Here is a 24,087-nt window from a genome sequence, read left to right on the forward strand (position 1 = left end):
AAGATTTGGTATGGTGACATGCATGATATCTGAAGATCCTTTAAAGAATGAATACCTTAAAATGAATTAGGAGAAACAACATGAAAAAAGAACGTGTCGATGTATTAGCATTTAATCAAGGGCTATTTGAAACTAGAGAAAAAGCAAAACGCGGTGTAATGGCTGGATTAGTGTATGATCAAAAAAATGAACGTCTAGATAAACCTGGTGAAAAGATTTCGATTGAGACTAAACTTCAAGTCAAAGGTCAAAGCTTAGCGTATGTTTCTCGTGGAGGGCTGAAATTGGAAAAGGCTCTCAAGGATTTTGATGTAGACATTGATCGGAAAATTTTATTAGATATTGGTTCTTCTACTGGTGGATTTACTGATGTAGCATTGCAAAATGGTGCAACTTTAAGCTATGCACTAGATGTTGGCCACAATCAATTGGCATGGAAACTTCGGCAAGATGAGAGAGTTGTAGTGATGGAGCGAACGAATTTTCGCTATTCCAAGTTAGAAGACTTTCAACAAGGGCAGCCGGATTTCGCAACAATTGATGTTTCTTTTATCTCGTTAAAATTAATTTTGCCGCCGTTACATGAAATATTGACTAAAGACGGTGATGTAGTTGCGTTAATCAAACCGCAATTCGAAGCAGGAAAAGAATACGTTGGAAAGAAAGGAATTATCAAAGATCCGAAGACACATTTGATGGTACTAGAAGAAATTACGAACTTTGCTACAACACACGGGTTTGATGTACAAGAAATAACGTTTTCTCCGATCACCGGTGGGGAAGGGAATATTGAGTTCTTAGCTCACCTGAAAAAAGCGTCTAAAGAAGGTACTTTAAATCCAAAAATTGATCTGGCAAATGTTGTATCAGAAGCTCATCAGCAATTAGATAAATAAATGGAGGAGAAGGAATGCGGAAACAAGAACGACACCGTATTATAACGCAACTACTCAATGAGTATGATGTGAAGAAGCAAGAAGATTTTGTGGCGATTCTAGGACAACAAGGGATAACAGTAACGCAGGCTACGATTTCACGGGATATCAAAGAAATGAAGTTGATAAAAGTTCCAGCGCAAAATGGCGGCTATCGCTATAGTATACCTCGTAAAGATCAAGAAGACGTGGACGGGAAATTAGCTGATCTTTTGAAAGAGGCCGTGATTTCAGTAGATCAAATGGAGAAATTCATTAATGTGAAAACACTGCCCGGCAATGCCTCAGCTTGTGCCAATTTATTGGAAAAGCAATTTGCAAAAGGCCTATTTACAACTTTGAATGATGATGACGGCGTTTTGATGATTGCACGAACGGATGAGGACGCTAGAAACATTCAACAGGAAATTGCTGAAAAAAGTCAAAATAATTAATAGTATGTATCAGAAGAAGTAAGATGTTTATTCAGCTTTTTATTTTTTTGCTGCATTTGCTGTAATTTAGAAATAGTTGTTTGTAGAAAAAAATAGTTACAACTAATAGGAATAAGGAGAATACAAAATGTTGCAAGAATTGACAATCAAAAATTTTGCGATCATTTCTTCGTTACATTTAGGTTTCACTGATGGAATGACGGCTTTAACCGGCGAAACGGGTGCTGGGAAATCGATTATTATTGATGCGGTCAGTTTGTTGGCAGGTGCTCGTTCTTCGATTGAGTATATTCGTCAGGGCAGTGAAAAATGTTTGGTAGAAGGTCTATTTGATTTGCCAACCCAAAAAGAGTTTCAGGTATTGATGGAAGAACTTGGAATTGAGGTCGATGAAGCGGGGTTGATTGTTCAACGAGATCTAAATGTCTCAGGAAAAAGCGTCTCTCGTGTAAATGGAAGAATCGTCACGTTGGCTAATTTGCGTAGAATCGGACAATTTTTGGTCGATATTCAAGGGCAAAATGACCATCAAGAATTGATGCATCCAGATTCTCATTTACGTTTATTAGACGGTTTTGGTGATGCAGCTTTTCAAAAGACTAAAATGGCTTATCAAGTGGCTTACCAAAATTACACAACCTTGGCAAATCAGATAAAAAAATTCAAACGAAATGAACAATCTTTTGTGCAGCGGATTGATATGCTGACCTTTCAACAAGAGGAGATAGGTAATGCAGAACTTTCTCTTGGCGAGGAAGAGCGATTACTAGAAGAACGTGGAAAACTTATGAACTATCAAAAAATTGTTGATAGTCTTTCATACAGCTACCAAGCAATGGCTAGTGAAGAAACTAGTTCTTTAGATATGATTGGTTCTGCCAGTCAAGAGCTCCAAACGATTGCTTCATTAGATAAAGATTATGAAAATATTTCTGACAATGTACACAGTGCTTACTATCTATTACAAGATGCTGTAAGTGAGATTGGACGTCAGTTAGATTTGTTGGAGTTAGATGAAGAGCGACTCGACTTAGTGAACGAGCGTTTGGAATTGATTCATCAATTGAAACGAAAATATGGCGATTCTATAGAGATCATATTGAGCTACTATGATCAGATTAGTCAAGAACTTTTGACCTCGGATTTTTCGGGTGATAAGTTGGAAAAGCTTGAAAAAGAACTAATCGATAGGGAAAGAAAATTGCAGGGCTTGGCAGAAAAGCTGCAGCTAGCACGTAAAAAGATGGCTCAAAAATTGGAAACTGCGATCCAACACGAATTGAAAGACTTGTATATGGAAAACGCTCGTTTTGAAGTGAAGTTCGACGAGGATAATTTTACATCGGAAGGAATTGACGAGGTAGAGTTTTACATCACAACGAATCCTGGCGAACCGTTAAAGCCGTTAGTCAAAGTCGCCTCTGGTGGAGAAATTTCACGAGTTATGTTGGCGTTGAAGACGATTTTCTCAAAAACACAAGGGTTGACCAGCATTGTGTTTGATGAAGTAGATACTGGTGTAAGTGGACGTGTTGCTCAGGCGATTGCCGATAAAATTTTTCAAATAGGCCAAAATTCACAGGCACTTTGTATCACCCATCTTCCGCAAGTAGCGGCCAAAGCTGATCAGCAATTGTTCATCAGTAAGGAAGTAATTGATGGACGTACGTTGACTAGGGTGGAAGAATTATCGGAGACGGAACGGATAGAAGAAATCGCTCGCATGTTAGCAGGAACCGAAATTACAGACTTGACTGTCAAGCATGCAAGAGAATTATTGCAATTGGCAAAAAAATAGCCGGAGCATTTGCTCCGGCTATTTGCTTACATAATACTCAGTAAACTACTCAAGACTAAAGAACCGATTGTTAAAATTAACATGGTCCAAATAACAATCTTTGTAACTTTAGAAAATGTACTAGTGGATTTTTTGTTATTCATGATGTCACCATCCTCAAAGAAATTTCAAATTCATCATACTCCATTTATTAGAACTCCGCAAATAACTGAAAAAAACTTTTAAAAAATACTAAGAAATCTTTTCGCACCAATATTGCGAATTCAATTGTTAAAACTTGCTAAATCCTTTATATTTTAAATGAATTGAAACACGAATGTAACGATAATGCAGTATAGTGAAGGTAGTAGTTTGAAGAGGAAGGACTGTGTTTGTTGGCATCATTTTCACCAGTATTGTTGTTATGGTACATTTTTCCGATTATCGTCTTTTTAGCGTCTGATTATATCGTAACAACTTTTAAATTAAAACAACGTTTCAATTTGAAAACACCGGATATTACAGTGCCATTTTTAATTGTTGGAATGCACGAAATATCGAAAAGTATCAGTTCGTTTTCAATTTTACCATATTTTTTACTAACTATTCTATTATTGGGCATTAGTGTCGTGGTTTTTCAAGCGTATCGCTATCGTGAAATCATGTATGGTCGTTTTTTCAAAATGTTTTGGCGTTTAACATTTTTACTATCAGTTTTAGTCTATTTTATTTTGATTATCACTAGTGTTATTAATGCCTTATAATTGAAAAAAACTCTAAAAAAACTCTGTATTATTCGGATATAGCTTGATAAAACAGTATGGTTAGTGAAGGTCAAAAAAGTGTTATTTTTGTTTTTTACAAAATGTGGTAGATTGTGGGGGATTGTGGTAGACTAAACTCATGCGGTGGTAAAAAGGGGTGGAGTCTAGATGTTCATGGGAGAATTTCAACATAATATTGATGCAAAAGGTCGATTGATCGTTCCATCAAAATTACGTGAACAATTAGGCGAGAAATTTGTTGTTACCCGTGGAATGGACGGGTGTTTGTTTGGATACCCTTTAACCGAATGGAACGAACTAGAAACAAAATTGAATGAAATGCCGCTTTCTAAGAAAGATGCGCGTGCATTCGTACGTTTCTTTTACTCCGCTGCTACTGAGTGTGAAATAGATAAGCAAGGACGAATTAATATTCCTGTGTCTTTGCGCAGTCATGCCTCGCTTGAAAAGGAATGTGTGATCATTGGCGTAGCCAATCGAATAGAAATATGGGATCAATCACGTTGGAATGAATTTACGAAAGAAACAGAAGCTAGTTTTGATGACATTGCAGAAACAATGGTCGATTTTGGATTTTAGAGAAGAGGATTATCAATGACAGACTTTCAACATACAACCGTTTTGCTTCATGAGACAGTTGATGGTCTAGCAATCAAACCAAACGGTATTTATGTTGATTGTACATTAGGCGGGGCTGGACATAGTGAGTATTTACTGAGTCAGTTAAACGCAAATGGACATCTTTATGCTTTTGATCAAGATCAGAATGCAATCGATAATGCGAAGATTCGCTTAGCTAAATATGTCTCAGAAAATCAGGTGACCTTTGTTAAAGCTAACTTTAGAGAGCTTACTACTGAACTGAATAGTTTAGGGGTAACAGAAGTTGACGGAATTCTGTATGATCTTGGTGTTTCATCACCGCAACTTGATGAAGCAGAGCGTGGGTTTAGCTACCACCAAGATGCACCATTGGACATGCGAATGGATCAAGATGCACCATTAAGTGCTTATCAAGTTGTAAATGAGTATTCTTATCACGAGTTAATAAAAATTTTCTTTCGTTACGGCGAAGAAAAATTCTCCAAGCAAATCGCTCGATTGATCGAGCGCAGACGCGAGGAAAAACCTATAGAAACAACGGGTGAATTAGTGGACGTAATCAAGGAGGCTATTCCAGCTCCTGCAAGACGAAAAGGCGGACATCCTGCTAAACGCGTTTTCCAAGCCATTCGTATTGCTGTAAATGATGAATTAGGTGCAATCGAAAGTTCTCTTGAGCAGGCGATTGATCTATTAACAATTGAAGGAAGGGTTAGTGTAATTACCTTTCATTCATTAGAAGATCGTATTGTAAAAACGATGTTTAAAGAATTCAGTACACCGAAGGACATGCCTCCAGGCTTACCTGTGGTTCCTGAAGAATTTCAGCCAGTGTTAACATTGGTTAATCGAAAACCAATCATTCCTTCTGAAGAGGAATTACATGATAATAATCGTGCGAGAAGTGCGAAATTACGAATCGCCGAGAAAGTGAAGAAAGGATAGGAATTATGGCAGAATTAAAAAACAATCAACAGCTCCAATTTGATTCTCAGCAAGAAGAGATTCACCAAACGCCAGATTCTTTCAAAGTCTTCGTTTCTCCTGGTGATCGTTTAAAGAAAATCACACGAGTTGAAAAATTTGCTGTGTTGGCTTTCTTAGTGATGCTGGTTGGTCTATCAATCGTGATGGTCAACTACCGGAATGAAATCAGCAAAACCCAGAATGAAATTACTAGTATTCAAACTGATATTGATGCAAAAGAAAAAACAGCGACACAATTGCAACAAGAAAAGAGTGAATTATCTCGTTCTGATCGTTTGAAAGAAGTAGCTGAAAAGGCTGGTCTTTCGATCAATGATGCGAATTTAAGGAAAGTGAAGTAAATGAGCTTTAAAAGGCTAAAAAGAAAAATCCGAAAAAAGAATTTGACTCCGATGAACAATCGCAAAAAAGTAGGCGTTATTTTGTTTGCTACGAGTATTGGATTGTTCTTTTTGTTTGCCGTTCGTATGATTTACGTTGTGGCAGGCGGTCATGTGGCAGGTACCTCGTTGAAGGCTAAGACGGAAGAATTGTATCACGGTGGTCAGGTCGTCAAAGCTAAACGTGGAACAATATATGATCGTAACGGGGAAGTAATCGCTGAAGATGCGACATCTTATTCTGTCTACGCGATTCTCTCTGAAAGCTATGTTTCAGGAAAAGAAAAATTGTACGCACAAGAGAAAAATTTTGACGAATTGGCCTCTATCTTACATAAGTATCTAGGAATTAAAGAAAAGTCAGTTTTAAAAACGTTGAAGAGCGGTATAAATAGTGATGGAACTAGTAAGTATTACCAAGTTGAGTTTGGTAACAAAGGGAAAAACATCTCGGAAGAAACCAAGCAAAACATAGAAGATGCAATGAAGAAGGCTAAGGTACAAGGATTGTATTTCACAGAACATACGGATCGGATGTATCCTAATGGTAATTTTGCCTCTCATTTTATTGGTTATGCCCAGCCGGATAAGAAAGAAGAACTCGTTGGAATGATGGGTGTCGAGGCTGCTTATGATGATGTTCTAAAAGGTAAAAACGGGAAAGTTGTTTATCAAAAAGATGAAAATCAACGTCCGATTCCCGGTAGTGTTGCAGAAGAGAAGAAAGCGGTAAATGGAGAAGACATTTATACGACTTTAGATGCTGGACTGCAAAGCTATTTAGAAACGCTGTTAGACAAAGTTAACTCTGAGTCCAAACCAACTGAAATGACTGCGACATTAATGCAAGCAAAAACAGGGGACATACTCGCGATGTCTCAACGTCCGACATTTAACCCTGAGACTAAAGAAGGCTTGGGTGAATCTGATGCATGGCGAAACTTCTTAATAGAAGATAGTTATGAACCAGGTTCGACGATGAAAGTCTTCACGACGGCGGCCGCAGTCAACGAAGGTGTGTTTAATGAAAACGAGAGCTATATGTCTGGCAAAATTCAAGTTGCCGATGCGACTATCAATGATTGGGACTTGGGTAAAAAAGGAATATTGACGATGCGTCAAGCTCTTTCTTGGTCTAGTAACGTTGGGATGGTTAAGCTGGAAGAAAGATTAGGTGATCGTTGGCCAGAATACGTAAAACGTTTTGGTTTTGGTCAAAGTACCTACTCCGGTTTGCCTGGAGAGTCAAAAGGAACATTACCGACGAGCAATATCGTCGACCAAGCAATGAGTTCTTATGGACAAGCAATTGGGGTAACAAATTTCCAAATGATGCGTGGTTTCACTGCTGTAGCAAATGATGGAAAAATGCTGCAACCTCATTATATAGAGAAAGTTTCCAATCCTAATACAGGAAAAGAAATTATCACAAAACCGGAAGTTGTTGGAGAACCCATAACGGCTGAAACGGCTCAAAAAGTACGTGAGTATATGAGAGATACCGTTGAGAGTGAAAACTATGGTTCTGCTTACGATCAATATAAGGTTCCCGGTTATCATATTTCTGCTAAAACTGGTACTGCGCAAATTGCAAGTGGTGGTACTTATCTTACAGGTGACACAAATTATATCTATTCGATTGCATTGATGCTACCTTCAGAGGATCCCGAATATATTTTGTACTTGACGCTTAAACAGCCTCAAGAAAATAAGGAAGGCATTCTGGGAGAAATCGCGAATCCATTACTAACTCGTGCAATGGAATTCCAAAATAATACTTCTGATTCCTCAGATGAAGAAAGTAATACAAAGGTTACGGTAGAGGATTACCGGAATCTCTCAACTTCCAAAGCTGCGGCTGATGCTAACAAACGTGGAGTGACGGCAGTCGTTGTTGGTGATGGAGAAAAAGTAATCAAACAATCTGCGAAGCCAGGTGAAAAAGTCATGGCGAACGAGCACTTGATCTTGTTAACGGATGGTAAGAAAGAAATGCCTGATGTTCGAGGCTGGTCAAAGGCAGATATCTTAAAATTGGCGAATTTGTTAGATATTGACGTAACCTTTAAAGGGGACGGCTATTGTACGAAACAAAATATAGCGCCTTACGCAGAAGTATCGAAAAAGAAATTGAAAATTACGTTAGGTTAGGACTGGAGAGAAAAAAATGCAACCGGCACAACTATTTATCGCTTTTGCCAGTAGTTTCGCAATTACTGTCGCAGGGATGCCTTTTATAATTGGTTATTTTAGAATGAGGAAACAAGGACAAGAAATTCGCGACGAAGGTCCGAAATGGCATAACTCCAAAGCGGGTACGCCTACAATGGGCGGACTAGGATTTTTAGCCGCTGCTGTCATCACGACTATTTGGTTTAGCTTGTGGACACATAAAATGACCACTTCTTTAATGATCTTAGTATTTGTTCTATTGTTGTATGGGATCATCGGTTTTTTGGATGATTTTATCAAATTAGCGAAGAAGCAAAATGAAGGATTGACTTCAAGTCAAAAATTCATCGCACAAGTTGTCGTAGCGATTATCTTCTATGTTGTTTATCGGATGGAAGGTTATCCTAATACATTGAATTTCTTTGGGATTGATTTACCGCTGAACATTCTTTATGGCTTGTTTGTGATTTTTTGGCTGGTTGGTTTTTCAAATGCAGTAAATCTTACCGATGGAATCGATGGTTTGGTGTCAGGGTTAGGAACAATCTCCTTTGCGACATACGGAATTATCGCATGGAATCAACAGCAGTATGAAGTATTGATCGTCTGTTTAGCTGTAATGGGCGGCTTAGTTGGCTTCTTTCCTTACAATAGAAAACCAGCAAAGATCTTTATGGGAGATGTAGGGTCTCTGGCTTTAGGTGGGTTGTTGGCAGCTGTGTCAATCATATTACACCAAGAATGGACTCTGTTGCTAGTTGGGTTAGTTTACATTTTTGAAACAGCAAGCGTGATTATTCAAGTCACTTCCTTTAAAATGACAGGTAAGCGTGTTTTTAAAATGTCACCACTGCATCACCATTTTGAAATGTCCGGTTGGTCGGAGTGGAAGGTCGACACGGTGTTTTGGGCAATCGGCCTCATTGCTTCCATTATTGTTTTATTGATCGTACTGTAGGAGATGACTAGGAAATGAAACAAATTAAACAATATGAAAATGAAAAAGTATTAGTATTAGGATTAGCGAAGAGCGGATTTAGTGCGGCCAAGTTATTAAATGACTTGGGCGCATTTGTTACGGTCAACGATGGAAAACCGTTTGAAGAAAATCCTGAAGCTCAAGAGTTATTGGAACAGGGTGTTCGAGTAATTACAGGTCATCATCCAATTGAGTTACTGGATGAGGATTTTTCATTGATGGTAAAAAATCCAGGAATTCCTTATGATAATCCCTTAGTAGCGAAAGCTGAAGAATTGCATATCCCAATTTTGACCGAAGTGGAGTTGGCTTACCAAGTCGCAGAATGTCCAATCGTTGGTATCACTGGAACGAATGGCAAGACGACAACTACTACCATGATCGGTCTATTGTTGAACCAAGAACGTTCAGCAGGGAAAGCACATTTAGCTGGAAATATTGGTTTTCCTGCTAGTGCTGTGGCTGCTAAAGCAATGGCAGAAGATGATATCGTTATGGAACTCTCTAGTTTTCAATTAATGGGAATAAAAGACTTCAAGCCACAGATCGCTGTTATTACTAATATTTATGAGGCACATCTGGACTACCATAAAACACGTGAAAACTATGTAGCGGCTAAATGGTCGATTCAGGAAAATATGACCGCAGATGGTCATCTAATTCTAAATTGGAATTCTAAGGAATTACAAGAAATGAGCCAACAAACTAAGGCGCAAGTTATTCCTTTTTCAACAAAGGAAAAAATTGCTAATGGGGCTTATTTATTAGACGGTGGTTTATATTATGAAGAAGAAAAAATCATGGAGGCTGCTGAACTGGGTGTACCAGGTGCACACAATATTGAAAATGCGTTAGCAGCAATCATCGTTGCAAAACTAAAAGGTGTTTCTAACGAAGGAATTCGAACAGCATTGAGCAATTTTCATGGTGTACCACATAGAACTCAATACGTGGATACAATCAACGGACGAAAATTTTACAATGACTCGAAAGCAACGAACAGTTTAGCTACTGAAATGGCTTTAAGCGGTTTTGATAATGACCGTTTGATTTTATTGGCCGGTGGCTTAGACCGTGGAAATGGGTTTGATGAATTGATTCCGGCTTTTGAAGGGGTCAAGGCTGTCATTCTGTTTGGCGAAACGAAGGATAAATTGGCTGATACTGCAAGGCGTGCCGGGATTCAAACAATTATTATGACCTCAAATGTTGAAACGGCAGTTCCTTTGGCCTATGAACAAAGTGAGGCCGGTGATAATATTTTGTTATCCCCTGCAAATGCAAGTTGGGATCAGTATCCTAACTTCGAAATTCGCGGAGATAAATTTATGCATGCTGTAAAGCAATTAGAAAAGTAGGGAAATGAAATGAGAATACTTGTTACAGGCGGCGGCACGGGTGGACATATATATCCAGCCTTGGCATTTATCCGCTACGTACAAAAGATCCAGCCTGATTCTGAATTTTTATATGTAGGTACTCATCGTGGGTTGGAAAATAAAATCGTGCCTGAGACAGGCATCTCTTTTAAAACAATCAAAATTCAAGGGTTTAAGCGGAAGCTTTCGCTCGATAATATCAAAACGGTTCAATTATTTCTTGAGAGTATCAAGCGGTCAAAAGAAATTCTGCGAGAATTCAAACCCGATGTCGTAATTGGAACGGGTGGTTATGTTTCTGGATCGGTGGTTTATGCAGCCGCTCGGATGAAGATTCCGACGATTGTTCATGAACAAAATAGTGTTCCAGGTATGACAAATAAATTTTTAAGTCGTTTTGCTGACCGAGTGGGAATTTGTTTCCCTGATGCAGCTCAATATTTTCCAGAAAGCAAAACTGTCTTAGTGGGCAATCCAAGAGCACAAGAAGTTGTGACTAGTGGCAAATCGGAAGTTTTGGAGCAATATGGTTTATTACCAGATATTCCTACCGTATTGATTTTTGGAGGAAGCCAAGGAGCTCTTAAAATCAATCAAGCAGTTATTCAGGCACTACCCAAATTTTCACAAAAAGATTATCAGGTTCTCTACGCATCAGGTGATCGGTACTATAACGAAATAAAAGAGAAATTCGACGTAGAAAAAATCAACCGAAATTTATCATTGCAACCGTACATTAAAAATATGACTGATGTTATGGCAAATGTTGATTTATTGATTGGACGTGCCGGTGCAACGTCAATCGCAGAACTTACAGCTTTGGGATTACCGGCAATCTTGATCCCAAGCCCATATGTGACAAATGACCATCAAACAAAGAACGCTCAAAGTTTGGTTAATGCTGGTGCTGTAAAAATGATTCCAGATGCTGACTTAACGGGTGAGAGTTTGATAGATGCAGTAGATGAAATTATGAACGACTCTGAAAAAAGAGAGGCGATGGCGAAAGCCTCCCGCCAAGAAGGAATACCGGACGCGGCGGAACGTCTATGGTCATTGGTAAACGAGATCGTCGGATAATTTTTGGAGGTGAGGATCATTAGTCGTGAAGAGTTTCCAGAAGAAAATAAGGAGCAGCAAGAAGAACAAAAACCAAAACAAGAAAATTTGACTCCATGGCAATTAGCAAACATGGAATACTTAAAACAAAAAAATCTTGAAAATGGTGAAGCTGAGCCATCACAAGTACCACAGAAAAATCCTGAACAATCTGTCGAAACGGCAAGCACTAATGAATCTGTCATTGAAAAAAAGGAAGAACCTAAAAAGCCAGATTCAGAAGTGGTAGATGCCGTTATTGAGGAAGATGAGACAGAAGCGGTATCCAATGGACCAAAAAATGGCTCCTTTTTAGACCGATTACCGAATATCAGACATGAACGCAATCGTCGCCTCTTACGCAGAACTTCCATTCTGATCGGATTATTTTCGATACCTGCTGTGTTACTATTGTATTATATTTCGCCGTTGGGTAAGCTGGGCGGAGTGAGTGTAAAAGGCAACGAGAATATTTCGGCAGAAGTAATAGAAAAAGAACTCAATTTTACTATTGGCGATAATCTTTGGAGTCAGTATTTTGATCGTGAAGCGAATGTAAAACGATTAAAGAAACAGAAGCTGCAAATTGAGAACGCGGAAGTTCACATTGACGGTCTCAATCGTTTTGAAGTGAAAATCAAAGAGTATCCTGAAGTTGCCTATTTGGAAAGTGATGGGAAGTATTCTCCGGTTATTTCAAATGGAAAAATTATTCCAATCGAAGTCCCAAAAAATAATGGTGATTTGCCTATCTTAGAAAGTTTTACGGGTTCGAAACGAATTCTAAAGGTATTAGAAGGGTATAAAAAATTATCCGGAGAAGTAAAACAGGGAATTTCTCAGATAAAATACGCACCAACGAGTGAAAATAAAGAACTATTGGAAATTTTCATGAATGATGGAAATAAAGTTCTGGTAAGTATCAATGATTTGGGAGAAAAAATGAAATATTATCCCCAAATCGCTAAACAAATGAATGACAAACAAATTAAAGGTGTCGTAGATATGGAGGCTGGGATATACAGCTATCCATACGATGAAAAATCCGATACAGAGGATGCGACACAAAACTCGACAGATCAATCTGGAACGGCTGTTGGAAATGATTAAATTTATTACAAGAAAATGTTGAATCTTCTTTTTCATTCTAGGCAAAATGTGTTAAAATTGAAGGCAGTGAATTACTTGCAAAAAATTATATTTCATGCTTAACAGTAACTTAAAATATTAAATCTGAATAAAGCATTTATTTGAAAATAGGAGGGAATCCCATTCATGGCAAAAGCAGGAATGTATGTAGGCCTTGATATCGGGACAACATCGATAAAAGTTGTTGTTGCCGAGTACATCGATAGCCAAATGAATATCATTGGTGTTGGAAACGCAAAATCAGAGGGAATCAACCGTGGGATTATCGTAGACATCGATAAAACAGTACAAGCGATTCAACGGGCAGTAAAACAGGCCGAGGAAAAAGCTGGGATTCAAATTAAAAGTGTCAGCGTAGGATTACCTGCCAACTTATTAGAAGTTGAGACTTGTCAGGGGATGATCGCTGTTAACAATGAGTCAAAAGAGATTATGGATGAAGATGTTCGTAATGTCGCTTCAGCAGCAATGGTTCGTTCTGTTCCTCCTGAAAGACAAATTGTTGCGCTATTACCTCAGGAATTTACTGTTGACGGTTTTGAAGGAATTAAAGACCCAAGAGGAATGATCGGCGTTCGTCTTGAAATGTTCGGTTTAGTCTTTACTGGTCCTAAAACAATCATTCATAACATTACAAAATGCGTAGAAAAGGCAGGGTTATCTGTTGCTGAAACAGTGATTACATCCCTAGCTTTAACAGAATCGACATTATCTGATGGTGAAAAAGATTTTGGAACGATCGTAATTGATATGGGTGGCGGACAAACTACAACGGCAGTTATGCACGATAAACAATTGAAATTCACTCACGTAGATCAAGAAGGTGGAGAGTTCGTTACAAAAGATATCTCCATCGTTTTAAATACATCATTTAATAATGCAGAAGCTTTAAAAATCAATTATGGGGATGCGTATCCTAGCCGTACATCAGCTGATGAGGATTTTCCAGTTGATGTCATTGGGAAGACAGAACCAGTGAAAGTTGATGAACGGTATTTAGCTGAGATTATCGAAGCTCGGTTAGAACAAATTTTCCGTAAAGCAAAAGAATCTTTAGCTGAGATTGAAGCACTTGATTTGCCGGGCGGAGTTGTTTTAACTGGTGGAGCTGCAAGCTTGCCGGGCGTTGTCGACTTGGCCGAAGATATTTTTGGTACGACAGTTAAATTGCATGTGCCAAATCAAATGGGCTTGAGAAATCCGGTCTTTACAAATGTCATCAGCATCGTCAATTATTCAGCTGAATTAAGCGATGTTTACCATTTAGCGAAATCAGCTGTTACGGGTGAAAAAGTGTCTTTATCTTCTTCACCACAGACAAATGCAGTATCAACAGCACCTGTATACGATGATTACGAAGCATCAAATGATTATGAAGAAGAAACAAAACCAAAAAATGAAGAAAAAGTAACCGGGAAGATTAAGGACTTCTTCTCTAATATTTTTGACTAATCTGTAGGAGGAATAAAAAACATGGAATTCTCAATAGATAACAATATTAACGAAGGTGCTGTTATTAAGGTTATCGGTGTTGGCGGTGGCGGTGGCAATGCCATCAACCGTATGATCGAGGAAAACGTCAAAGGCGTTGAGTTCATCGCATCAAACACTGATGTACAAGCCCTTAAAAATTCAAAAGCAGAAACAGTTATTCAATTAGGCCCTAAATATACTCGTGGTTTAGGTGCTGGATCACAACCTGAAGTTGGTCAAAAATCAGCAGAAGAAAGTGAACAAGCAATCCAAGATGCCTTAGAGGGTGCAGACATGGTCTTCATTACAGCCGGCATGGGCGGAGGTACTGGTACGGGTGCTGCTCCGATCGTTGCGAAAATCGCTAAAGACCTTGGCGCGCTGACAGTTGGTGTAGTTACACGCCCATTCAGCTTTGAAGGACCAAAACGTGGTCGTTTTGCTGCAGAAGGTATCTCATTATTAAAAGAGAATGTCGATACGTTATTAATCATTTCAAATAACCGTTTACTTGAAGTTGTTGATAAAAAGACTCCGATGCTTGAAGCATTCCGTGAAGCAGACAATGTTTTACGTCAAGGGGTTCAAGGTATTTCAGACTTGATCACTGCTCCTGGTTACGTGAACTTGGACTTCGCCGATGTGAAAACAGTGATGGCTAATCAAGGAACTGCCTTGATGGGTATCGGTGTAGCAAGTGGTGAAGATCGTGTAGTTGAAGCAACGAAAAAAGCTATTTCATCTCCATTATTAGAGACATCAATCGATGGAGCAGAACAAGTACTATTAAATATTACTGGCGGCTTAGATATGACGCTATTTGAAGCACAAGATGCTTCTGATATTGTTGCAAGTGCGGCAACAGGCGATGTAAACATCATCTTAGGTACATCAATCAGCGAAGAATTAGGCGATGAAATTCGCGTTACAGTAATTGCGACAGGAATTGATCCAACAAAAAAGGAGCGTAAGGCTACACGTAATACACAACGTGCTAGTCAAATCCAATCAGTTCCGCAAAAGCAAAATTTAGATATTGAGCCTGCAAGAAATAATGAAGGCCAATCTGCTTTTGGTGAATGGGATATTCGTAAAGAAGAAAACATCCGTCCAAAGGTTGAAGAAACGCAATTTGATAACATCGAAAAGAAAGAGTTCGAAACTTTCAATCGTGAAGAAGTAAAACCTGAAAAAGACGAAGAACTTGATACACCACCATTCTTTCGCCGTAGAAAATAAGAGGGGGAGAGCACATGATCGCTGAAAACTTGCATAGAATCGAGCAAGAGATTCAGGAGTCGTGTGCTCTTGTTTCACGTAACCCGGAAGATATTACCATGGTTGCGGTGACCAAGAGTGTCGACTCCAATGCAGCAAATGAACTCGTTGAATTAGGTGTAACAGATTTAGCAGAAAATCGAGTAGATAAGTTACTTGAAAAAAAGCAAAGTCTTTCGCAAAATCAACAGATTAAATGGCATCTTATTGGCAATTTACAGCGTCGCAAGGTAAAATTGATTATAAATGAGATTGATTACTTTCATGCATTAGATAGTTTACGTTTGGCACAAGAAATTCAAAAACGTGCAGAACACCAAATAAATTGTTTCATTGAAGTAAATGTTTCGGGGGAAGAATCAAAGCATGGTATCCAGCCAAAGGAGCTTCCTTCCTTTATCGAAGAGTTAGAAGGATTAGACAAGATAAATGTGATTGGCTTGATGACAATGGCTCCTTATGAGGCTAGTCAGCAAGAGGTCCGCGATATTTTTTCTACCTTGAAACGGCTTCAAGAAAGTATGAAAAAATTAAACTTGCAGTATGCGCCATGCACAGAATTGAGTATGGGAATGAGCCAAGACTTCAAAACGGCAATTGAAGAAGGTGCCACCTTTGTTCGAATCGGAACGGCACTATTTAGGAAAGGTTAGGTAAAGTTAATGGGAATTAGTCTAGCAAAGATCACTGATTTTTTTGGTTTAGCAGATGATGACATGTATGAAGAAGTAGCAGCGCCTGCACCAAAAAAGCAGGTTAGCCGCCCAGTAAGCACGCCTAAGAAAAAAGAACGCGTGACGGCACGTCCTACATACCAAAAACAGGAACGTCCAAAGGAAAAAACTCAGCCAGTGGTGAATAGTCAACCGATGAATAGACGGGCTGAGAATGTAGTGAAAAAAGCAGAAAGTATGCCGAAGAAAAATGAAAAAGTAGTCTCTATGCCAAACAATAACACTCGGGCACAACGACTTGCACCAAGGGTGGAAGAAAAGAGAAAAGACCGTATTTCAGTAGTTGAACCAAGAGCCTACAACGAAGCGATGACTATCGCAAAACGAGTGGGTCAAGGTGAAGTGGTCCTAATCAACTTCCAATCTCTAGATGAAATGAAAGCACGCCGCGTCGTAGATTTTCTAACCGGCGCAGTCTTTATGATCGATGGAGATATCAAACGTGTCGGAAATGAAATGTTTTTATGCACACCAACGAATGTTGAAATTACCAGCTCTACATTGAGTTCTATGGTTGATGACGACATTTATGGATTAGAAATGTAAAGGAGCCGCTTATTTGGAACTGATTATTACACTTTTTAATATTTTGAATCGATTGGTTTATCTCTATACGATTCTTTTAGTAGTTTACGCATTGATGTCATGGTTCCCAGGAGCTTATCAATCGAGATTTGGCCAGCTTTTAGGTCGAATCTGTGAGCCCTTTCTTGATTTGTTTCGACGTTTGCCTTTACAATTTGGCGGAATCGATTTTTCAATTATGGCAGCTATCTTAGCATTGAATATTGCGATGGAGGTTTTACAAAAAATTCTGATTAATCTTATTTATTAAGGAGGTGGCAATATGAATGCAAATGTCTATCAACATTTTAGACCGGAAGAGCATCCATTTGTTGAAAGTGTTGGCGATTGGTTAGAACAAGTTGAAAGCCAATATGCTCCTTATTTAACGAATTTTTTAGACCCTCGACAGGCATATATATTGGAAACTTTGATTCGTGAGAACAGCGAATTGAAATTCTCGTTTTATGGCGGATATGAAAATGCGGAACGTTGTCGTTGTATGATTTACCCAGATTATTATGAACCTCAATTAGATGATTTTGAGTTAGTAATGATTGAGATTAATTATCCGCAGAAGTTTACCGAGCTTTCTCATGGAAAGATTTTGGGAACACTGATGAATGCGGGAATCAAGCGAGACTATTTTGGTGATATTATTTCTGACGGCGATCGTTGGCAAATTTTCTTAGCAAAAGAATCCGCTAGTTATATCGAGAATCAAGTAACTAAAATTGGACGTGTAACCGTTCATTTAGAGGAACGTCCGTACACAGATATTATTATTCCCAAGGATAGTTGGGTCGAAGAAACTACGACGGCTACTTCACTGAGATTAGACGCGATTATTTCAACCGTTTATAACATCTCACGCCAACGTTCAAAACAGTTAGTTGAAGCTAATAAAGTTAAAGTAAATTGGTCGGTTAATGAACGGCCGGATTACTTACTTGATTTATTAGATGTTATTTCTGTTCGTGGATTCGGACGAATTCAAATTCAAGGTCTAGAAGGAAAAACAAAGAAAGAAAAATTTCGTTTGCGCTTAGGCGTTTTACGAAAATAAATTTATGAGGTGAACAAAAAAATGGCATTAACTCCATTAGATATTCAAAACAAAAGTTTCTCCACCAAGATGCGTGGTTATAATCAAGATGAAGTCGATGATTTTTTAGATATGATCGTCCGTGACTATGAGGACAGTATCGCAAAAAATCGTGAATTAGAAAAATCACTGAAACATTCAGAAGAAAAGCTGGAATACTTCAATGAATTGAAAGAAGCTTTGAATCAATCAATCGTTGTAGCCCAAGATACTGCTGATAAGGTTAAATCTTCAGCTAGCAAGGAATCTGAAGTGATTGTTACATCCGCTCAAAACCGGGCAGATGAACTAATCTCTAATGCAATGCAAAAAGCGAACTTGTTAACGACAACAGCTGAAGACAAAGCGAAAGAAATCTTAACTGATGCAACTTCTAAAGCACGTCAATTGGCTGCTGAAACAAATGACTTGAAGAAGAAAACACGTGTGTTCCACCAACAATTACTATTGTTGTTAGAAACACAAATCGATCAAGCGCGCAGCGGCGATTGGGAAGAAGTGCTTAAGCCAATGTCTTCATACGTTGGTGATGGACATGAAATTCTGAAGGAAGTTTTAGCGAACGAACTTGACAATGATGCTTCGCTTGCAGTAGACTCAGGTGAACCAATCATCACTCCTGAACCTCAAGATGAAGATATGGGATTAACGATTGATATTCCTGAATTGATTAAATCAGACGAAGATTAAGCTATCTAGAACAGAAAAGCTGATTAGATTCTTTTAGCGAGCCGATGACAGTGAAAGTTCGGCAGACCCTCTAATCGGAAAGATCCTCTAGATCATTTGATTGTGAACTATATAATAGTAGCAATCAACGCGTCATTGCGTTAAAGATGGTTAGAGGAAACTTTTTGAGTTTCAAATTTGGGTGGTACCACGACAAGCTCGTCCCTTAGCGGATGCGCTTGTTTTTTTGTGTAGAAATATTTTTAAAGGAGACGATCAATAGTGAAGACAAAAGAAACCCTTCAACTAGGAAAAACCGGCTTCCCAATGCGCGGTAATTTACCAAACCGCGAAGGTCAATGGGAAAAAGAGTGGGAAGAAAATAAAATTTATGAGAAGCGCCAAAAATTAAATGAAGGAAAACCAACCTTTGTTTTACATGATGGCCCTCCCTATGCTAATGGGAATATTCATATTGGACATGCTTTAAATAAAATTAGTAAAGATATCATTGTTCGTTCAAAATCTATGACTGGATTTCGTGCACCTTACGTTCCTGGTTGGGATACACATGGTTTGCCAATCGAGCAGGTTTTAGCAAACAAAGGAATCAAACGTAAAGAAATGACGATGGCTGAATATCGTAAAAAATGTGAAGAGTATGCATTGTCACAAGTTGATAAGCAACGAGAAGATTTCAAACGTTTAGGAATTGCTGGTGAATGGGAAAATCCTTACGTGACTTTGACACCTGACTATGAAGCTGCTGAGATTCGTGTGTTTGGTAAGATGGCTGAAAAAGGGTACATTTATAAAGGATTGAAACCAATCTATTGGTCACCATCAAGTGAATCATCATTAGCAGAAGCTGAAGTTGAATATAAAGACGTGAAATCTCCTTCAATTTTTGTGGCTTTCAAAGTCAAGGATGGTAAGGGCATTTTAGATACAGATACTTCGTTTATTATCTGGACAACAACACCATGGACATTACCAGCGAACCAAGGGATTTCGGTAAATCCGGCTTATACCTATATTGTTGTAGAAGAAGCTGATAAAAAGTATGTTATTGCGAAGGGTCTATTAGAGACGGTTGCTAAAGAATTAGACTGGGAAGATCCTAAGATCATTAAAGAGGTTTCTGGAAAAGATCTTGAATACATGACAGCACAACATCCATTTTACGATCGTGACTCACTAGTTGTTTTAGGAGATCATGTCACATTGGATGCAGGGACTGGATTGGTTCATACGTCACCTGGGCACGGGGAAGATGATTACTTTGCTTGGAAAAAATATAGCAACGATATTATCTCACCTGTTGATGATCGCGGGGTAATGACAGCTGATGCACCAGGGTTTGAAGGAGTATTTTACGATAAAGTCAATCCTATGGTCACAGATCAATTAGAAAAAAATGGCGCATTGTTGAAGTTAGAATTCTTCACGCATAGCTATCCGCATGACTGGCGGACGAAAAAACCAATTATTTATCGTGCGACACCACAATGGTTTGCTTCGATTGATAAATTCCGTCAAGATATCTTAGACGAAATTGAAAAAGTAGATTGGATCATTCCGTGGGGCAAAACACGTCTGTACAACATGATCCGCGATCGCGGCGACTGGGTTATTTCTCGTCAACGTGCGTGGGGTGTACCGCTGCCAATCTTCTATGGAGAAGACGGAGAAGCAATCATTACACCAGAAACAACGGAACATGTAGCACAATTATTTGCTGAGCATGGATCAAATGTCTGGTTTGAACGGGAAGCAAAAGACTTATTACCTGAAGGCTTTACCCATCCAAGTTCACCAAATGGCGAGTTCACTAAAGAAACTGATATTATGGATGTTTGGTTTGATTCTGGTTCATCACATGAAGCAGTCTTACGTCAACGTGAAAACTTAACGTTCCCAGCTGACATGTATTTGGAAGGTTCTGACCAATATCGTGGCTGGTTCAATTCAAGTATCACAACAAGTGTGGCAATTAATGGTGTGGCTCCATACAAATCTGTTCTTTCTCAAGGCTTCACTTTGGATGGAGAAGGCCGTAAGATGAGTAAATCTTTAGGCAATACAATTGTTCCAGATAAAGTAATCAAACAGATGGGTGCGGATATTTTACGTCTATGGGTCAGCAGTGTTGATTACGAGGCTGATGTACGAGTATCGATGGATATTTTGAATCAGGTTTCGGAAGTTTATCGTAAAATTCGGAATACAATGCGTTTCTTATTAGCGAATACCACGGACTTTGAACCTAAAGAACATGCAGTAGCTTACGAAGAATTGCGTTCAGTTGATAAGTATATGCTTGTACGCTTAAATGATGTCGTTAAAACGATTCGTGAAAGCTATGATAAATATGATTTCACGCAAATCTATAAAACCGTTGTGAATTTCTTGACGGTTGATTTGTCTTCATTCTACTTGGATTTTGCGAAGGATGTTGTGTACATTCAAGCAGAAGACAGCTACGAACGTCGTTGCATGCAAACAGTCTTCTATCAAGCGGCTGTAGCATTGACGAAATTGTTGACACCAATCATTCCTCATACGACTGAAGAAATCTGGACATATTTGAAAGAGGAAGATGAATATGTTCAATTAGCGGAATTGCCTAGCTATGAAGAATTCCCTAACCAAGCCGAATTGTTGGATACGTGGAAAGCCTTCATGGATTTCCGTGATAAAGTGTTGAAAGCTTTGGAAGAAGCACGTAACGAAAAAGTGATTGGGAAATCTTTAGAAGCGAAAGTAACGATTTATCCAAATGAGCAAGTTGCGGCGATGTTAACAGCGCTAGATGCAGACCTTGCACAATTATTGATCGTATCACCAGATTCATTTAGCATTTCGAAAGAGGAGACACCAGAAAATGCGATGGTATTTGATGATGTAGCGATCTTAGTAGAAAAAGCTGACGGCGAAGTTTGCGATCGTTGCCGCCAAGTGCGAACAACGGTTGGTGAAGATGAAAAATTACCAACTTTATGTGCTTCATGTGCGCATATCGTAGAGGAAAACTATCCTGAAGCTGTAGCCGAAGGATTGGAATAAAAGTATCTATATATAATAGAAGAAACCCGGATCGAATTGTCGGCCCGGGTTTCTTTGTGTAAAGAAAAGGCTGAGAAGTTCTCCCAGCCTTAAACGATTTATTTTAATTGTCCGCGTTCACGGTACCATTGGTCTGGCTGCCAAGCCCATTCGTGTCCGTTCTTGGCTAAAAGATCAAAGGCACATTGTGGTCCCATTGTCCCAGCTGAATAATTTGGGAAACCTGGTGTCGTTTGGTCCCAAGTGTTACGAATTCGGTCAACGATCTCCCATGAGTTTGCTACTTCGTCCCAGTGAGAGAAATTGGTGCCGTCACCATTTAAGGCATCTAACAATAATTTTTCGTAAGCTTCAGGACTGTTTTCAGTCACTTCAGCACTTTGACGGAAATCTAATTTTACTGGCTCAGTGTTGAAGCCCTGACCAATTTTCTTTCCATTTAAAGTTAGCGAAAAGCCTTCTGTTGGTTGAATGTAGATCGTCAAAATGTTTTGTGGCAACTCTTCACCATCGGCTACCTCTTGTTCAAAGTTGAAGACATTTACTGGAACTTGTTTAAAGACGATATTAATACGTGTACCTTTTTCAGTCATTCGCTTACCCGTCCGAACATAGAAGGGAACGCCAGACCAGCGGAAATTATCGATCAAGAATTTTCCAGCAACGAAAGTTTCCATCAAGGAATCTTCTGCGACATTTGGCTCGTCATGATAGGCAATAAATTGTTTATCATCTAACGCGCCAGCGTCATATTGACCACGAACGAAATTCTGCAAAACTTCTTCAGAATCATAGCGGCGAATTGCTTGTAAAACTTTAACCTTTTCTTCGCGGATCGATTTATTTGAGAACGAGGTCGGTACTTCCATCGCTAATAAAGCAACGACTTGCAGGATATGATTTTGGACCATATCTTTTAGCGCACCACTGTTTTCATAATACCCTCCGCGATCTTCAACACCTAATGCTTCAGAGAAAGTGATCTGAACATTTTCGATATAGCGGTTATTCCAAAGGGATTCGAAGATATTATTAGCAAAACGAATGACGGAAATATTTTGAATCATTTCTTTGCCTAAATAGTGATCGATTCGGAAAATATCTTGTTCCGGAAAAACATTTCGAATTTGATTATTCAACTCATTGGCTGAATCATAATCAAAGCCAAACGGTTTTTCAATCACCAAACGGTTGTATCCCGTTGTTGTCAAAATTTCCTGAGACTTCAGATGATTGACGATGGTACCGAAAAATTGAGGTGCCATGGCCAAGTAATAAACCCGATTGCCTTGCAACGAATATTTTTCATCTAATTGATCCGCTAGTTCTTTCAGCTGATCATAATGTTCTGTGTCATTCACGTTGTGGGAAAGATAATAGAAGTGATTAGAAAATTCTTGCGCTTCTTCCTCAGTTGCGTTTAAGTCTTTGATGGTCTCACGAACGATTTCTCGGTAGTGATCGTCGCTCCATGGCCGTCTAGCGGTCCCAATCACAGCAAAGTGTTGTGCTAAGTTGCCCTTTTTATATAAACGAAACAACGAAGGGTAAAGTTTTCGTTTCGCTAAGTCGCCGGTTCCACCAAAAATGGTGAATAATGCTGCCTGTTCCATACAATTCACTCCTAGTTCGATTTAATGAATTTATTTTTCTGAAGAGAAAAATAAGTTTGATGCTCCCCACGTATACCATCCAACTAAGAGTGTAGCCCCAAAAGTTGAAAAAATCCAAATTTAAGCATGCATAACTGCATTCACTGCGAAAAGTTGGACTGGCATCCTAGTTCGATTTAATGAATTTATTTTTCTGAAGAGAGAAAAATAAGTTTGATGGTTATTTGTCGTTCCTACAACGAATCAACAAAAATGGTTGACGCTGCTTTATAACTAATTGAAACCTCTTTTTGGTCATTTTGTAAAGTAATTGGTCCTTCATAGGCAGCAATATTTGTGATTGTGTATTCTTCGTGGATCTTAACGCCAAGGTCCATCAAGTAATCAAGCAGGTCTTTTTCGTCTAAGACGCGAGCGATCCGGATGTTTGTTCCTTCTGGATAGCTTGCCAAAGTCTGACGATCTTTTTCATGGACGATTTGATCTTCTTGCGGGATCATGCCGCCGTGCGGGCAAAAGGTTGGATGATTCAAGTACGTATCCAATTTTTGTTCAAGTTGTGTAGATGTCACATGCTCTAATACTTCTGCTTCATCATGGACTTCATTCCATGAATAGCCGAGATGATCAACTAGGAATACTTCCCATAAACGGTGCTTGCGCACGAGGGTGCTGGCTTTTTCTAAACCAGCCGGTGTTAGTTGTACGCCTTGATAAGGGGAGTGTTCAACAAGTCCTTCCTTAACAAGCTTATTAATCATTTCGCTGACAGAAGCTCCAGAAATGGACAAACCAGCGACGATTTTTTTATTACTAACTTTTTCTTTGTCGCCACCTAATTCTAATATTAATTTTAAGTAATCTTCGCGATTCGGTGTCATTGATGTTCATCCTTTCATAACGAAGC

23 protein-coding genes and 1 other annotated feature are annotated in these 24,087 nt (G+C 38.9%); of the genes, 20 read left to right on the top strand and 3 right to left on the bottom strand.

The annotated features are described in order from the left end of the window. Nucleotides 1-80 precede the first annotated feature (80 nt). The 3 genes from I585_RS18550 (at nt 81) to recN (ending at nt 3,167) form a co-directional block, all read left to right on the top strand. Complete coding sequence (locus I585_RS18550; protein WP_010740495.1) at nt 81-896, top strand: TlyA family RNA methyltransferase; 816 nt, start codon at nt 81-83, stop codon at nt 894-896. 14 nt (nt 897-910) lie between these two features. Then, nucleotides 911-1,369, top strand: a complete 459-nt coding sequence (locus I585_RS18555; protein WP_010740494.1) for an arginine repressor — start codon at nt 911-913, stop codon at nt 1,367-1,369. Nucleotides 1,370-1,496: 127 nt separating this feature from the next. Further along, complete coding sequence (gene recN, locus I585_RS18560) at nt 1,497-3,167, top strand: DNA repair protein RecN (protein WP_010740493.1); 1,671 nt, start codon at nt 1,497-1,499, stop codon at nt 3,165-3,167. Between the two features lie 26 nt (nt 3,168-3,193). Here recN and I585_RS23015 read toward each other — a convergent pair whose 3' ends face one another. Further along, a complete protein-coding gene (locus tag I585_RS23015) occupies nt 3,194-3,310 on the bottom strand; it encodes a DUF4044 domain-containing protein (protein ID WP_010740492.1) in 117 nt (38 codons plus the stop codon). Nucleotides 3,311-3,538: 228 nt separating this feature from the next. Here I585_RS23015 and I585_RS18565 point away from each other — a divergent pair, with 228 nt between their 5' ends. The 17 genes from I585_RS18565 to ileS all read left to right on the top strand — a co-directional run bounded on the left by I585_RS18565 (nt 3,539) and on the right by ileS (nt 21,567). Next, entirely contained in the window at nt 3,539-3,910 is a 372-nt protein-coding gene (locus I585_RS18565; protein ID WP_034709415.1) for a DUF3397 domain-containing protein, read from the top strand. Between the two features lie 168 nt (nt 3,911-4,078). Continuing rightward, nucleotides 4,079-4,510 (top strand): division/cell wall cluster transcriptional repressor MraZ, encoded by a 432-nt coding sequence (gene mraZ / locus I585_RS18570; RefSeq protein WP_010740490.1) that lies wholly within the window; start codon nt 4,079-4,081, stop codon nt 4,508-4,510. Between the two features lie 15 nt (nt 4,511-4,525). Next, nucleotides 4,526-5,479 (top strand): 16S rRNA (cytosine(1402)-N(4))-methyltransferase RsmH, encoded by a 954-nt coding sequence (gene rsmH / locus I585_RS18575; protein WP_010740489.1) that lies wholly within the window; start codon nt 4,526-4,528, stop codon nt 5,477-5,479. A 5-nt stretch (nt 5,480-5,484) separates the two neighbouring features. Beyond that, nucleotides 5,485-5,862 carry a cell division protein FtsL gene (gene ftsL, locus I585_RS18580; RefSeq protein ID WP_010740488.1) on the top strand — a complete coding sequence of 126 codons (378 nt, stop codon included), beginning with the start codon at nt 5,485-5,487 and terminating at the stop codon, nt 5,860-5,862. Then, on the top strand, nt 5,863-8,052 hold the full coding sequence (locus I585_RS18585; protein WP_010740487.1) for a penicillin-binding transpeptidase domain-containing protein: 2,190 nt from the start codon (nt 5,863-5,865) through the stop codon (nt 8,050-8,052). 16 nt (nt 8,053-8,068) lie between these two features. Beyond that, nucleotides 8,069-9,031, top strand: a complete 963-nt coding sequence (gene mraY, locus I585_RS18590) for a phospho-N-acetylmuramoyl-pentapeptide-transferase (protein ID WP_010740486.1) — start codon at nt 8,069-8,071, stop codon at nt 9,029-9,031. A 14-nt stretch (nt 9,032-9,045) separates the two neighbouring features. Then, nucleotides 9,046-10,410: a UDP-N-acetylmuramoyl-L-alanine--D-glutamate ligase gene (gene murD, locus I585_RS18595; protein WP_010740485.1), complete on the top strand. Its 1,365-nt coding sequence runs from the start codon at nt 9,046-9,048 to the stop codon at nt 10,408-10,410. 9 nt (nt 10,411-10,419) lie between these two features. Beyond that, entirely contained in the window at nt 10,420-11,511 is a 1,092-nt protein-coding gene (gene murG / locus I585_RS18600; RefSeq protein ID WP_010740484.1) for an undecaprenyldiphospho-muramoylpentapeptide beta-N-acetylglucosaminyltransferase, read from the top strand. Nucleotides 11,512-11,514: 3 nt separating this feature from the next. Further along, nucleotides 11,515-12,639 carry a cell division protein FtsQ/DivIB gene (locus I585_RS18605; protein WP_016249957.1) on the top strand — a complete coding sequence of 375 codons (1,125 nt, stop codon included), beginning with the start codon at nt 11,515-11,517 and terminating at the stop codon, nt 12,637-12,639. A gap of 165 nt (nt 12,640-12,804) precedes the next feature. Continuing rightward, nucleotides 12,805-14,130, top strand: a complete 1,326-nt coding sequence (gene ftsA, locus I585_RS18610; RefSeq protein WP_010740482.1) for a cell division protein FtsA — start codon at nt 12,805-12,807, stop codon at nt 14,128-14,130. A gap of 21 nt (nt 14,131-14,151) precedes the next feature. Beyond that, on the top strand, nt 14,152-15,390 hold the full coding sequence (ftsZ, locus tag I585_RS18615) for a cell division protein FtsZ (protein ID WP_010740481.1): 1,239 nt from the start codon (nt 14,152-14,154) through the stop codon (nt 15,388-15,390). Between the two features lie 14 nt (nt 15,391-15,404). Beyond that, nucleotides 15,405-16,082: a YggS family pyridoxal phosphate-dependent enzyme gene (locus I585_RS18620; RefSeq protein ID WP_010740480.1), complete on the top strand. Its 678-nt coding sequence runs from the start codon at nt 15,405-15,407 to the stop codon at nt 16,080-16,082. Between the two features lie 9 nt (nt 16,083-16,091). Next, complete coding sequence (locus tag I585_RS18625; protein WP_010740479.1) at nt 16,092-16,709, top strand: cell division protein SepF; 618 nt, start codon at nt 16,092-16,094, stop codon at nt 16,707-16,709. Nucleotides 16,710-16,722: 13 nt separating this feature from the next. Continuing rightward, complete coding sequence (locus I585_RS18630; protein WP_010740478.1) at nt 16,723-16,998, top strand: YggT family protein; 276 nt, start codon at nt 16,723-16,725, stop codon at nt 16,996-16,998. Between the two features lie 12 nt (nt 16,999-17,010). Continuing rightward, nucleotides 17,011-17,793, top strand: coding sequence for a YlmH family RNA-binding protein (locus I585_RS18635; protein WP_010740477.1), 783 nt, complete (start codon nt 17,011-17,013; stop codon nt 17,791-17,793). 21 nt (nt 17,794-17,814) lie between these two features. Further along, nucleotides 17,815-18,522: a DivIVA domain-containing protein gene (locus tag I585_RS18640; protein ID WP_010740476.1), complete on the top strand. Its 708-nt coding sequence runs from the start codon at nt 17,815-17,817 to the stop codon at nt 18,520-18,522. A gap of 2 nt (nt 18,523-18,524) precedes the next feature. Then, nucleotides 18,525-18,731: a binding site (T-box leader), on the top strand. A gap of 52 nt (nt 18,732-18,783) precedes the next feature. Beyond that, entirely contained in the window at nt 18,784-21,567 is a 2,784-nt protein-coding gene (gene ileS, locus I585_RS18645) for an isoleucine--tRNA ligase (protein ID WP_010740475.1), read from the top strand. A gap of 98 nt (nt 21,568-21,665) precedes the next feature. Here ileS and zwf read toward each other — a convergent pair whose 3' ends face one another. Together zwf and efaR are read right to left on the bottom strand one after the other, a co-directional pair. Beyond that, nucleotides 21,666-23,180 carry a glucose-6-phosphate dehydrogenase gene (zwf, locus tag I585_RS18650; RefSeq protein WP_010740474.1) on the bottom strand — a complete coding sequence of 505 codons (1,515 nt, stop codon included), beginning with the start codon at nt 23,178-23,180 and terminating at the stop codon, nt 21,666-21,668. Between the two features lie 233 nt (nt 23,181-23,413). Then, nucleotides 23,414-24,061: a transcriptional regulator EfaR gene (gene efaR / locus I585_RS18655; protein ID WP_010740473.1), complete on the bottom strand. Its 648-nt coding sequence runs from the start codon at nt 24,059-24,061 to the stop codon at nt 23,414-23,416. Nucleotides 24,062-24,087: the final 26 nt, after the last annotated feature.

This window comes from Enterococcus malodoratus ATCC 43197, assembly GCF_000407185.1.
Taxonomy (GTDB): Bacteria; Bacillota; Bacilli; order Lactobacillales; family Enterococcaceae; genus Enterococcus_A; species Enterococcus_A malodoratus.